Source organism: Alkaliphilus metalliredigens QYMF (genome assembly GCF_000016985.1).
Lineage (GTDB): Bacteria > Bacillota > Clostridia > Peptostreptococcales > Natronincolaceae > Alkaliphilus_A > Alkaliphilus_A metalliredigens.
In genome coordinates this window covers 3,673,088-3,686,148 of record NC_009633.1, presented here as the reverse complement: position 1 = coordinate 3,686,148, position 13,061 = coordinate 3,673,088, and the positions used below count along the sequence as shown (strand labels likewise).

Sequence of the window (13,061 nt, the reverse complement as noted above, 5' to 3'; positions counted from 1 at the left end):
TTATGCCGAAGAACAAAAATGATGATAACTGATTCATTAAAAAAATGATTGATTCGCAAGAAAATTCTTTGGAGGTGGCTATGATGTCCTACGCAGTAATGAAGGGTGCCGGTTACATTCTTGTACATGCACCTGATATGGTAATTCACAGTGGAACGACACAGATTGGTGAAAAACTTGGAAATCCAGAATCAGAGTATTTAAAAAAGCTTCCTAATCATTTAAGGAGCTATGAAAAAGTAGTGGCTTATCCGCCAAACCAAGTATATATAGGGAATATGAAACCCGAAGAGCTACGGGGTTATGAGATGCCATGGCATACCCATGAAGTTGAAAGTGCAGATCGTTTTGGTAAAGTAGGAGAAATCATGCCCCAGGACGAGTTTATTGGTTTCTTAAAGGCTGTTGATGTTTTTGATCTTGTTAAATTAAATAAAGAATTCACCAAAGAAGTAAGGGGAAAGCTTGAAAAACATCCTTTAATGACAGAAGCGTTGATCGCTAAAATTAAAGAAGGTGAAGAGCAAGAGGATATTGATCAATTCATTAACAATCATCATGCAGAGGCAATTTATCAGGATCACAAGATTGTGGGATGCGTCAAGCGAGCCCATGAAACGGATTCTAATTTAAATGCTCATATTATGTTTGAAAACTTAGTTGCAAAAGCTTCAGGTGCATTATCATTCATGAATCTAATTGCTAAAAATGACATTGATGTGACATCAATTGAGTATGTCATTGAATGCTCAGAAGAGGCTTGCGGCGATATGAATCAAAGAGGTGGCGGGAACTTTGCTAAGGCAATCGCTGAGGTTGTTGGCGCTGTTAATGCAACTGGATCTGATACAAGAGCATTTTGTGCTGCACCAGCCCATGCCATGATCCAAGCGGCAGCTTTAGTTAAGGGTGGCGTGTATGAAAATGTTGTGGTTGTCGCCGGTGGCGCAACTGCTAAGTTAGGCATGAATGGGAAAGATCATGTTAAAAAAGAAATGCCAATCCTGGAAGATGTATTAGGTGGATTTGCAGTATTGGTGAGTAAAAACGACGGTGTGAATCCGATTATCAGAACTGATTTAATTGGAAGACATACAGTAGGAACAGGTTCTTCACCACAGGCAGTCATCACTTCTCTAATCACTGCACCCTTAGATAAGGGTGGTCTAAAGATTACAGATGTTGATAGATACTCAGTGGAAATGCAAAATCCAGATATCACAAAGCCTGCTGGAGCAGGAGATGTACCTGAAGCTAACTATAAGATGATTGCTGCATTAGGCGTAAAAAGAGGCGATTTAGAAAGAGCAGAAGTGGCTACATTTGCTAAAAATCATGGTATGCCTGGATGGGCGCCAACCCAAGGACATATTCCTTCTGGAGTACCTTACCTAGGGCATGCACGTGAAGCTTTCTTAAATGATGAAATCAAAAGAGCTATGATTGTTGGGAAGGGAAGTCTATTCCTAGCTAGAATGACAAATCAATTTGATGGCGTATCCTTTATACTAGAAAAGAACGATGGCCTAACAGAAGAAAAGCCACAAGGGATTTCTGAGGATGAAGTAAAATCTATGATAGGTGAAGCCATGAAGGATTTTGCGTCACACTTATTAGGTAAATAAGGGGTGAACTCAATGACTGAAAATAAAGCAGTAAAAAAAATGATTGGTAATGTCTTTAACGACATTGCAGATGCAATGCAAACAGGACAATTTGGAAAAAAGGCTCGCATTGGACTAACGACATTAGGAAGCGAGCATGGTGTTGAGACGCTGATTCAAGGTGCCGAAATGGCAGCACAAATGTGTTCTGATTATGAGGTTATCTTAATCGGACCCAAAAATGATACGAAATTTCAAACAATCGAAGTAAATGAAGAAGAAATGATGCATAAAACCATGGAGAAGCTACTAGAAGATGGCACAATTGATGCCTGCGTGACGATGCATTATAACTTTCCAATAGGGGTAGCCACAGTAGGCAAGGTGTTCACTCCTGGAAAGGGAAAAGAAATGTATCTGGCAACAACAACAGGAACAACCTCTACCCATAGAGTAGAGAGTATGGTGAAAAATGCCCTTCGTGGAATCATAGTCGCTAAGGCTTGTGGGATTGAAAACCCAAGTGTGGGTATTTTAAATCTTGACGGATCAAGACAGGTGGAGAGAGCATTAAAGGAATTGAATAGCAATGGATATCCTATTAATTTTCAAGAATCCATGCGTTCTGATGGTGGCTGTGTTATGAGAGGAAACGACCTCTTAGCAGGAACGCCAGATGTCATGGTTCAAGATACACTATCAGGAAATATTTTTATGAAGGTGTTTTCTTCCTTCACAACTGGAGGAGAATACGAGTCCATGGGATATGGCTATGGACCAGGAATAGGCGATGGATACGATAAGACAGTGTTGATCCTATCCAGGGCATCTGGAACGCCTGTTGTAGCCAATGCCATTAAGTATGCAGCTGATTTGATAAAGGGAAATATTAAAGAAGTGGCAAAGCGGGAATTTGATTTAGCTAGAGCAGCAGGTGGAGAAGCGATTTTGAAATCCTTGATAAAAGGCACTCAAAAAGCCGCTTGTGATGAAAGAGATAAAGAGGTAACTGCACCGCCACATGAAGTTGTGACGGGATCCATTTCGGGTATCGATATTATGGATTTAGAGGATGCTGTGACAGCTCTTTGGAAAAAGGGGATTTATGCTGAAAGTGGTATGGGCTGTACAGGGCCAGTGGTCATGGTCAGCGAAGCCAAGCTACAGCGAGCAATACAAGAGTTAAAAGAGGCCAAGTTTGTTGCCCAAGAAGCAGATCCTTGTTAAATAAAAAAATGTAATTTTAAGAACCCATGGTGAACTATGGGTTCTTATCTTTTTGTATAGTATATGAACCCAAAATGTACAAAGGAGAACTTGTCTCCATGCTTCATAGACTTCTCTTCACAACCCTAGAATTCGGTTGCATTTCTATATTTTGTATATTATAATCAATTATATAGGCAGTAAGTTTGTACTATAATTTTTAATCACTCAATACATATAAAAAAGAGTGATTAAATAACTTTCAAAAGGGGGATTTAAAAGTGAAAAAAAGTCTCATGTTATTACTAGTAGGCATGCTAATGTTATCAATGTTATTGACAGGCTGCGGTGGCGGTACAGTTGAAGAAGATGAAGTTGTAGAAGAAGGTGAAGTTGTTGAAGAAGAAGTCGTTGAAGAAGTTGACTTTTTCGTAGGCCTTGTAACCGACGTTGGCGGAATCGATGATAAATCCTTTAACCAAGGTACCTGGGAAGGCGTAGAAAGATTTGCTGCTGAATTTGGATCAGACAAGAATTTCTTACAATCCGAAGAAGATGCTGATTATTTACCAAACCTATCGGCATTTGCGGACGAAGGAGCTGACCTGATTGTAGCACCTGGATTTTTATTTTTGGAATCCCTAGCTGAAGCAGCAAGCAACTTCCCAAATCAAAAGTTCCTATTAATTGACGAAGTGGTTGATGCTCCAAATGTAGTTAGTGCTGTGTTCTCAGAGGAAGAAGGATCTTTCTTAGTGGGAGTAGCAGCTGCATTAAAGGCCCAAGAAGCAGGTCAAGACACTGTTGGTTACATCGGTGGGATTGACTTTGAATTAATTCAAAGATTTGAAGCTGGATTTGAAGCTGGAGTTTGGGCTGTAGATCCAGACATGACTGTTTTAGTAGAGTACGCTGGTGCATTTGACAGTGCGCAAACGGGGCAAGCATTAGCAGCTAGATTATATGACCAAGGTGCATATGTAATCTACCATGCAGCTGGTGGTACTGGTAATGGTCTAATTAGAGAGGCTAGAGACAGAAGACTTAATGGTGAAGATGTATGGGCAATTGGTGTTGACAAAGATCAATTCGAAGATGGAATCTACGAAGGCGATAGCTCAGCAGTTTTAACTTCAATGATGAAGCGTGTAGACGTTGCTGCTTATGATATTGCTAAAATGGCTTTAGAGGGTAATTTTCCAGGTGGAGAAGTTTATGTCTTCAATTTAGAAAATGAAGGGGTAGGACTACCTGAAAACAACCCAAATCTTTCAGATGAGATTGTAACACAAGTGAGAAGCTATATTCCACAAGTTGTTTCTGGAGAGTTAGAAGTACCAACTTTACCAGTAAGATTACAAGAAGACTAAATTAAATAGAATAACTATAAAAAAACCAAGATTTTATAGTCTTGGTTTTTTTTACTTAAACCATATAGACTTCATAAAATAAGAGGTGTTAGAAGATGAAAGCAAAGCAAAGTGAAATACTAGAAACAATCAAAAGTAAAAATTTGAATTATCAACAAAAACACCATATTTTAGCGAATATTGCCGAAAGAATTGTGGATCCAATGGAGGTATTACACTATACAACTGAAGAAATGCAGACAATAGAAAATAGTATGATCTGTGATTTAAATGAAGGCTACGGCGTGTATAGACCAAGATACATTGTACCGGATTACGCAGTATTTAGTGAAAAAGGTTGCAAATATTTAGAATTGGAACCCCCAACTGACATAGATGAATTATTAGATGGACTCCTGATTCTATACAGCCATGTGCCGTCTATCACAAGCTTCCCGGTTTTTGTTGGACAATTAGATCAATTAATAGAACCATTTATTACAAATGAAGATGAAGATTATATAAAAATCAAAAGATTTTTAAATCACATAGATAAAACGGTTCCTGACTCATTTTGCCATGGGAACATTGGGCCTAAGGCCACTAGAGCAGGGGCGTTGATTTTAAAGGCTGTTATGGCGTTGAAAAACCCCACACCTAATTTGACCATTAAATACAATCAAGACATAACCGAAAGAGAATTTGCAAGACTTGCGGTAAAAGCAGCCCTGTTGGCCGCTAAGCCCTCCTTTTCTAATGATCTAGGCTATATTAAGGATGTAGGAGAACATGGGATTGTAAGCTGCTATAATGCCCTTCCTATTGGTGGTGGCGCCTATACCCTTTTAAGACTCCGATTAGGGACCATTGCCAAATCTTGTGATTCAAGAGAAGGATTGATCAAGGAAGCCCTACCTTATTTATCCAAAACGATGTTTTCAATGATGGATAAAAGAATCCAATTTATTGTTGAAGAATCCAATTTCTTTGAGAGCTCATTTTTAGAAAAGGAAGGCTTTATTAACAGCGAAAATTTCACAGCAATGTTTGCCATAGTAGGATTGGCAGAGGCTGTGAATCACATCCTTGAAATTGAGAACAAGGATGAAAAGTTTGGACAATCAGATGACGGCGATAAAATTGCTCATGAAATCTTAAGCACATTAGAACAAGCTGTGAACAATCATAAAGCCCCTTATTGTGAAAGAACAAACAATCATTATTTATTACATGCCCAGGTGGGTGCCAGTTTAAGTCAGGCTGATAAAGAAAATACCCCAGCCCACAGAATTCCTGTGGGGGATGAGCCAATTCTCCCCCTACATTTAACACAATCAGCTCAATTTCATCAGTACTTTCCCTCGGGAGTCGGAGACTTATTTGCCTTTGATCAAACCTATTTAAATAATTTAGATGCGGTTGTAGATATCATTGAAGGTGCATTTAATCAAGGATATCGTTATATCACAACCTATTTACAAGATTCCGATTTAATTAGAGTAACAGGGTATTTAGTCAAACGTAGTGAGGTTGAAAAAGCAAGAGCCAATGAAGTAGTGCTTAGAAATACTGCTATGTTAGGAATGGGTACAGATGACAATGCCAATGTATTTAACAGAAGGACAAGAACGTAAAAGTATGGAGATTCAGGAAATCACCCTTCCAGTGAATGAGATCATTCCCTTTTCCAATGTAGATGGTAGGGGAAATCGAACAAGTATTTTTGTTCAAGGCTGTAATTTAAATTGTGTTTACTGTCACAATCCAGAAACGATCAAATTACCCTGTGAAGAAACCCAGGAAACAAATTATACGATAAAAGAGCTCTTAAGTATCATTAAAAAATATGGGCCCTATATCAGAGGAATTACCGTCTCGGGGGGGGAGGCAACTCTATATAGTACGTATTTAACCCAGCTCTTTGGTGAAGTTAAAAAGCTCGGATTGACTTGTTATATCGACACAAATGGGTTGTTCAATCTAGAAAAAATGGAAGCATTGATTCCAATAACCGATAAATTTTTATTTGATATTAAAGGGATTAACAACCTAGAAAAGGTGACTAGAAAAAAACAAGTCAACTCTTTTGATAACCTAGAATATCTACTGAAATTAAACAAAGTCGAAGAAGTGAGAACTGTATGCATCAATGAGTATATTGACCTCGAAAGTACCGTGAAGGAAGTATCCATGCGTTTAAGAAAATATGATGATGTCATTTATAAATTAATAAGGGTACACCATAGAGGATTAACCCTGAACCAGAAAGAATTGGTTCAAGGTTTTGTTCCTTCCACAAAAGAAATGGTCCATCTTGAAAACCTAGCAAAGTCGATAGGTGTCAAAAATGTAATGAGTATATTCTAAAAGATAGGAGAAAAGCCATGGCGTATGCGATTGAGATGTTAGGGATTACAAAAGAATTTCCTGGTATTAAGGCAAACGATAATGTAACATTGCAAGTTGAAAAAGGCGAAATTCATGCATTACTTGGTGAAAATGGCGCTGGTAAATCAACACTCATGAGTATTTTATTTGGTCTTTATCAAGCAGAAGAAGGAACCATTAAAGTCAATGGAGAAGAAGTGAAAATCAACAACCCAAATGCTGCCAATGACTATGGAATCGGAATGGTACATCAGCATTTCAAATTAGTTGAGGACTTTACAGTAACAGAAAACATTATTCTAGGCATGGAGCCTAAAAAATCTTTTGGAAGAATAGACATTAAAAAAGCAACAAATAAAGTAACGGAGATCAGTGAGCGTTATGGGTTAAAGGTAAATCCTAACGCAAAGATTCAGGATATATCAGTAGGAATGCAACAAAGAGTAGAAATACTGAAGATGCTATATCGAAATGCTGAGATCCTCATCTTCGATGAACCAACAGCGGTCTTAACACCACAAGAGATTAGAGATTTAATGAAAATAATGAAAGAGCTCATCAAAGAGGGTAAAACCATTATTTTAATTACACATAAGTTAAGAGAGATTAAAGAAGTAGCCAATAGATGTACAGTCCTTCGTAGAGGTAAGTATATTGGAACGGTTGAAGTTTCTGATACAGACGAAGAAAAAATGGCCGAGATGATGGTGGGTCGTGAGGTGAGCTTTGAAGTCATAAAAGACGAAGCCAAGCCCACTGATGTTGTGTTAGAGATTAAGAACTTAGTTGTAAAGGACAACCGTAAATTAGATGCAGTCAAAGGTCTAAGCTTAAAAGTTCGTGCAGGTGAAATCCTGTGTGTTGCGGGGATCGATGGAAATGGACAATCACAGCTAATTGAGGCTATAACAGGTCTTAGGAAAATTCAAAGTGGATCCATTATTTTCAATGGGGTTTCCATTGAAAATGAAAGCACCCGAAATAGAACATTAAAAGGAATCGGACATATACCAGAGGATCGTCAAAAATATGGACTCGTTCTAGATTTTACATTGGCAGAAAACATGGTTTTACAAAAGTACTTTATGGAACCATTTTCCAAGAATGGTATTTTGAATTTTGATGAAATTAGAAAATATTCAGATACCCTCATAGATGAATTTGACGTCCGTAGTGGACAGGGAAGTTTGTCTGAGGCAAGGGGGATGTCCGGAGGAAATCAACAAAAAGCAATTATTGCTAGGGAAGTAGAACGATCTCCAGCCCTATTGATCGCAGCACAGCCAACCCGGGGGCTTGACGTAGGCGCCATCGAGTATATCCATGAACGACTGGTAAAGGAAAGAGATAGTGGAAAGGCAGTACTCTTGATGTCCCTTGAGATGGAAGAGGTGCTGAATCTTTCTGATAGAATCGCTGTGATTTACGAAGGAGAAATCGTGGGGATCGTAAAGGCTGATGAGATTAATGAAAATCAACTTGGTTTAATGATGGCAGGTTCTAAGAAGGGGGACGTGGTTTCTGATGAATAAGATAAAAGCCTTTATTTCAAATGATAAAAATCACCGTTTCCTGATTCCGATTATCGCCATTTTACTAGGATTTTTACTGGGTTCAATCGTCATGCTTTTTACGGGACTAAATCCCAAAGATCTATTTGTCTCACTGATCAGAGCAGTCACTGGAATTAATATCAATAATATTGGAACAGATAGAGAAGTCTTTAATTCAAGATATATAGGAGAGTACTTTGTCTACGTGATGCCAATCACCCTGACTGGATTATCTGTGGCCTTTGCATTTAGAACGGGTCTATTTAATATCGGTGCAGAAGGACAGGTCATGGTAGGGGCATTAGCAGCCACCTATGCGGCCTTGACCCTTGACTTACCAAGAATCCTATTTGTAACAGCTGTGATACTGGCAGGCGCATTGGCAGGGGCTTTTTGGGGATTTATTCCAGGTATACTAAAAGCCAAGTACAATGTCCATGAGGTTGTGGTCACAATCATGCTTAACTATACGGGTCTATATATGACAAACTATTTTATAAAGGCGATGCCAGACAGTACAAGTACCAGAACTGCAGACTTTCCACAAGCCAGTTTGTTGAAAAGTGAATTTTTGGCTGGAATCACCAATAATTCAAGATTACATTATGGTTTTATTGTTGTGATACTAGCAGCCCTTGCGTTTTGGTTTATTATTGAAAAAACAACATTTGGTTATGAATTAAAGGCAGTTGGATACAATCCATTTGCTTCTCGTTATGCGGGAATGAAAGTAAAAAGAAATGCAGCATTATCCATGACCATTGCAGGTGCTTTTTCAGGACTTGCAGGAGCCATTCTAGTAGCTGGAACATTTGGGTATGGCCGTGTTTTAGGTAGCTTTGAAAACTATGGATTTGATGGGATCGCCGTGGCGCTGATTGGCGGAAGTACTGCATTGGGATCGGTTCTTGGAGGCTTATTATTTGGAGCGCTTAAAGCAGCACAGCCTATTATGCAAATCAATCGGATTCCTAGAGACATTGCAATTATCATTATCGCTTCCATTGTTATTTTCATAGCCATGCGTTATGGAATTAAATCAGTACTAGAAAAAGTTAAAGTAAAGGAGGCCAAAAAATAATGGATACAGTTTATTCAATGTTGGTCTTAACACTTATTTTTTCCACTCCAATTATTATAACCTCCTTAGGCGGATTGTTTTCAGAACGTAGTGGTGTCGTTAACATTGCACTTGAAGGGTTAATGATGTTTGGTGGTTTCGGAGCTGCCACAGCAGTTGTTTTTTTAGGAAATACGCCCGTTGCTCCTTGGTTAGCCCTTGTAGTCGGCATGATATTGGGTACATTAGTGTCAATCATTCATGCATATTTAAGTATTAACTTGAATGCCGATCAAATTATATCAGGAACCGCAATAAACTTATTAGCAACCGGTGGGACCATTTACCTGGCACAGATCATCTTTGGGCAACAAAGAACAGCCAACTTTACCAATAGCTTTAGAAAAACCACTTATCCTGTATTAAGTGATATACCCGTAATTGGAAATATCTTTTTTAGAAACATCTATCCCACAGTATACCTTGCTTTTGCCTTGGTCTTAATTGGGTGGTATGTTCTGTATAAGACGCCATTTGGATTAAGGCTCAGGGCAACAGGAGAGCATCCTCATGCGGTGGATAGTATGGGTATTAGTGTAAAAAAAATGAGATATATAGGGGTAATGATCTCAGGTGCCCTAGCAGGCCTTGGTGGGGGAATCCTCGTGTTAACCCAAGATACCCAATACACTGTAATGAGTATCAGTGGTACCGGGTTTATAGCCCTTGCAGCACTCATATTTGGGAGATGGAGACCCGCTGGAATTCTTGGTGCAAGCCTATTCTTTGGATTCTCCAGGATCTTTAGTATCTATTCTAACAGCTTTTCGGCCTTACGTAGATTTCCCAATGAATTTTTCTTTGCGTTACCCTATCTATTAACCATTGTAGCCCTTGTCATATTTAGTAGCCAATCCGTTGGACCAAAGGCAGCGGGGAAAGCCTATGATAAAGGAGAACGATAGGGATCACAGCTTTAAAAAGGGATTCTCTTAGTCTAGCTAAGGGGATCCCTTTTATGTTTGCAAAAAATATGCCAAATCCAGATATTTTACAGAAATAACTTTATTAAATTTTCATTAAATGATATAATTAATCTAGAAAACAAGACTTAATTCAGAGGAAATCTAGGCTGGCACCTAGGATTTCCAAATGGCATATATGGTATATTGTGGAAAATGAAGATAAATGACAATAAAAGGGTGATAAAATGAGAATGGGATATAATTTACAATTAGAACAGTCTCAAAAGTTAATTATGACACCTCAGTTAAAACAAGCGATCCAGATTTTACAATTTCCAACAATTGAATTAGATCAATATATTCAGGATCAGATCGAGAAGAACCCTGTTCTTGAATTGAGTAATGAAAAGGAACCAGGTCGTGAGCTAGATAAGGGAATTGAGGATAAAAAGAAAGAAGTAGACTGGAAAGAGTATATTAAAGATATGCAAAATCATGGTTATTCAAAAGGATATGCCCATTCCGATGAAAATGAATTTAACTATGAAAATATTATCTCAAGTGATGTAAACCTACAGGAACATTTATTATTTCAATTTCACGTAACCCTGTTAGATAGAGAATACAATGAAATCGGAGAGTATATTATTTGTAATCTTGATGAAAATGGATATCTGACCCTTTCAATTGAGGAAATTGCCAAGGATCTGAGGGTGGGAATCAACCTTGTGGAGGATGTATTACACATTATTCAAACATTCGAACCCCCAGGAGTGGCAGCTAGAAATTTAACAGAATGTTTGACATTACAACTCAACAGTTTAGCAATAGAAGATCAACGGGTGTATGATATCGTGGAGAAATATTTGGAGCTCATGGCTTCCAATAAATATCCAGTGATTGCAAAAAAAATGAAGATTTCTGTTAATAAAGTTCAAGAAATTTGTGACTTTATTAGAACCCTAGAGCCAAAACCTGGAAGGGAATTTGCAACAAACGAATCTAGCTATGTGATACCGGATGTTGTAGTGAAAAAAATTGATGATGAATATGTCATCATTGTAAATGATTATAGTGCACCTCGATTGACCATTAGACAGGATTATCAAAAACTGATGACAAATGAATGTGAAAATTCCGAGACTGTGAAGTTTTTAAATGATAAATTCAACGCTGCAGCATGGTTGATCAAAAGCATTGAACAGCGGAGAAACACAATTTACAGAGTGGTAGAGAGTATTATGAGTAAACAGCGTTCCTTTTTTGAGCATGGCAAAAAGCACTTAAGGCCTATGACTTTAAAAGAAATAGCTGAAGAGATTGATGTCCATGAGTCTACGGTCAGTCGTGCCACCAACGGTAAATATGTAGAAACCCCTATTGGTATTTTTGAATTGAAATATTTCTTTACCAGTGGTGTAGGAGGAGACGTTGGCGTTGAAGGGACTTCATCTAAAACCATCAAAGCCTTTATCAGTGAAATTATTCAAAAAGAAAATCCAAAAAAGCCATTAAGTGATGATAAAATTGTTAAAGAACTGGCAACGAGAGCCATGCATTTATCTAGAAGGACTGTGGCCAAATATCGTGACGACCTGAGAATCCCCTCCTCTTCAAAGCGCAAGCGTTATTGATGTTAAAGAGAAGAGTGCCTCTTTTACAATTAACATCGGGATAAAGGGGAAGGATTTTTTCACACAAGCCTCAATTGAAGAATAATCCTACGAAATATGAAAAAATTAACAGAAAATAGTTGAAAACATAAATAACATATTGTATAATGACCTTAAAAGAGGTCATTTTTTTTATCTACAGAGGGACTTAAATTGATGCATAGGGACTAATTAAGTCCCGGGACAAAGAAATGGAAGGTGTCTTATGGAAAAAATGATCCAATTACAAAAGAAAATTGCACCTGAAATTTTCGAAACATTAGATAAAAGATACAATATCCTGAGAAATATTCATCTTTTTCAACCTATTGGGAGGCGTGTTTTGGCCAATAAAATAGAGATTGGTGAAAGAATTGTCAGAGCAGAAACAGACTTTTTAAAGGATCAAAACATGATTGAAGTAAGCACTGCAGGCATGACGGTTACCTCGGAAGGAGAAGAGGTCATCGAAGGGTTAAGAGAACTATTGTACACCACTAGAGGCATTGTAGACCTAGAGGAAAAGGTGAGAGTAAAGCTTGGCATTGACAGGGTACTGATTACCCCGGGAAACCTAGAGGAAGATGAATATGTACTAGAGGACCTAGGAAAAATAGCCGGAAAATTAATAGAAAAGCTTGCAAAGGACAACACTATAATAGGTGTCACTGGTGGGACAACGATGGCTGCAGTGGGTAAAAAAATTCCCAGACAGTCAAAACATAAGGGTATTATGGTTGTACCAGCTCGAGGTGGATTAGGCAGAGAGGTAGAGAATCAAGCGAATACAATTTCTGCAGAAATGGCCAGACAGCTAAATGCCGATTATCGTCTACTTCATGCCTCGGATACTCTAGGGGAAAAAGCCCTGGAAAGTATTTTACAGGATCCGGAGATCAAAGAGGTGATTGGGATTATCAAATCAGCAGATTTACTGGTATTTGGTATTGGTAGAGCAGACAAAATGGCCCAGAGAAGAGAACTACCTGATGAAACAGTAAAAAAGCTAGAAAGACTAAAGGCAGTTTCAGAGGCCTTTGGATATTATTTCAATCGTAATGGAGAAATTGTCCATGAGACAAATTCTATAGGGATCAAGTTTCAAGAGTTTCAACAGATCCCAAATGCCATTGGGGTGGCAGGGGGAGTTGGAAAGGTAGAGGCGATTTTAGCGATTTCTCACCTGAAAAAGAATATGACATTAGTCACCGATGAAGCCGCTGCCTTAGAAATTCTAAAAAACAGTCAATACTAGCATCAAATAAAAAGAAAATATTAGGAGGT

General features: G+C 38.3%; 10 protein-coding genes. All 10 read left to right on the top strand.

The window, feature by feature from the left end:
* Positions 1-83: 83 nt before the first annotated feature.
* Positions 84-1,625: a glycine/sarcosine/betaine reductase complex component C subunit beta gene (gene grdC / locus AMET_RS17620; protein WP_012064672.1), complete on the top strand. Its 1,542-nt coding sequence runs from the start codon at positions 84-86 to the stop codon at positions 1,623-1,625.
* 12 nt (positions 1,626-1,637) lie between these two features.
* Entirely contained in the window at positions 1,638-2,831 is a 1,194-nt protein-coding gene (grdD, locus tag AMET_RS17615) for a glycine/sarcosine/betaine reductase complex component C subunit alpha (RefSeq protein ID WP_012064671.1), read from the top strand.
* 260 nt (positions 2,832-3,091) lie between these two features.
* A complete protein-coding gene (locus AMET_RS17610; RefSeq protein WP_012064670.1) occupies positions 3,092-4,180 on the top strand; it encodes a BMP family lipoprotein in 1,089 nt (362 codons plus the stop codon).
* 95 nt (positions 4,181-4,275) lie between these two features.
* Positions 4,276-5,793, top strand: a complete 1,518-nt coding sequence (locus AMET_RS17605; protein ID WP_012064669.1) for a YjjI family glycine radical enzyme — start codon at positions 4,276-4,278, stop codon at positions 5,791-5,793.
* Positions 5,765-6,526, top strand: a complete 762-nt coding sequence (locus tag AMET_RS17600) for a radical SAM protein (RefSeq protein WP_242661319.1) — start codon at positions 5,765-5,767, stop codon at positions 6,524-6,526. The genes AMET_RS17605 and AMET_RS17600 overlap by 29 nt, the downstream gene beginning before the upstream one ends.
* Positions 6,527-6,543: 17 nt before the next feature.
* On the top strand, positions 6,544-8,079 hold the full coding sequence (locus AMET_RS17595; RefSeq protein WP_012064667.1) for an ABC transporter ATP-binding protein: 1,536 nt from the start codon (positions 6,544-6,546) through the stop codon (positions 8,077-8,079).
* Positions 8,072-9,181: an ABC transporter permease gene (locus AMET_RS17590; RefSeq protein ID WP_012064666.1), complete on the top strand. Its 1,110-nt coding sequence runs from the start codon at positions 8,072-8,074 to the stop codon at positions 9,179-9,181. The genes AMET_RS17595 and AMET_RS17590 overlap by 8 nt, the downstream gene beginning before the upstream one ends.
* Positions 9,181-10,125 carry an ABC transporter permease gene (locus AMET_RS17585; protein WP_012064665.1) on the top strand — a complete coding sequence of 315 codons (945 nt, stop codon included), beginning with the start codon at positions 9,181-9,183 and terminating at the stop codon, positions 10,123-10,125. The genes AMET_RS17590 and AMET_RS17585 overlap by 1 nt, the downstream gene beginning before the upstream one ends.
* A gap of 251 nt (positions 10,126-10,376) precedes the next feature.
* Entirely contained in the window at positions 10,377-11,759 is a 1,383-nt protein-coding gene (rpoN, locus tag AMET_RS17580) for an RNA polymerase factor sigma-54 (RefSeq protein ID WP_242661317.1), read from the top strand.
* A gap of 244 nt (positions 11,760-12,003) precedes the next feature.
* Positions 12,004-13,032 (top strand): sugar-binding transcriptional regulator, encoded by a 1,029-nt coding sequence (locus tag AMET_RS17575; protein ID WP_012064663.1) that lies wholly within the window; start codon positions 12,004-12,006, stop codon positions 13,030-13,032.
* Positions 13,033-13,061: the final 29 nt, after the last annotated feature.

What these genes read in the sequence shown, in the direction of transcription:
- grdC (WP_012064672.1), top strand. Translation starts at nt 84, where the DNA reads ATGTCCTACGCAGTAATGAAGGGTGCCGGTTACATTCTTGTACATGCA.
- grdD (WP_012064671.1), top strand. Translation starts at nt 1,638, where the DNA reads ATGACTGAAAATAAAGCAGTAAAAAAAATGATTGGTAATGTCTTTAAC.
- AMET_RS17605 (WP_012064669.1), top strand. Translation starts at nt 4,276, where the DNA reads ATGAAAGCAAAGCAAAGTGAAATACTAGAAACAATCAAAAGTAAAAAT.
- AMET_RS17600 (WP_242661319.1), top strand. Translation starts at nt 5,765, where the DNA reads ATGTATTTAACAGAAGGACAAGAACGTAAAAGTATGGAGATTCAGGAA.
- AMET_RS17595 (WP_012064667.1), top strand. Translation starts at nt 6,544, where the DNA reads ATGGCGTATGCGATTGAGATGTTAGGGATTACAAAAGAATTTCCTGGT.
- AMET_RS17590 (WP_012064666.1), top strand. Translation starts at nt 8,072, where the DNA reads ATGAATAAGATAAAAGCCTTTATTTCAAATGATAAAAATCACCGTTTC.
- AMET_RS17585 (WP_012064665.1), top strand. Translation starts at nt 9,181, where the DNA reads ATGGATACAGTTTATTCAATGTTGGTCTTAACACTTATTTTTTCCACT.
- rpoN (WP_242661317.1), top strand. Translation starts at nt 10,377, where the DNA reads ATGGGATATAATTTACAATTAGAACAGTCTCAAAAGTTAATTATGACA.
- AMET_RS17575 (WP_012064663.1), top strand. Translation starts at nt 12,004, where the DNA reads ATGGAAAAAATGATCCAATTACAAAAGAAAATTGCACCTGAAATTTTC.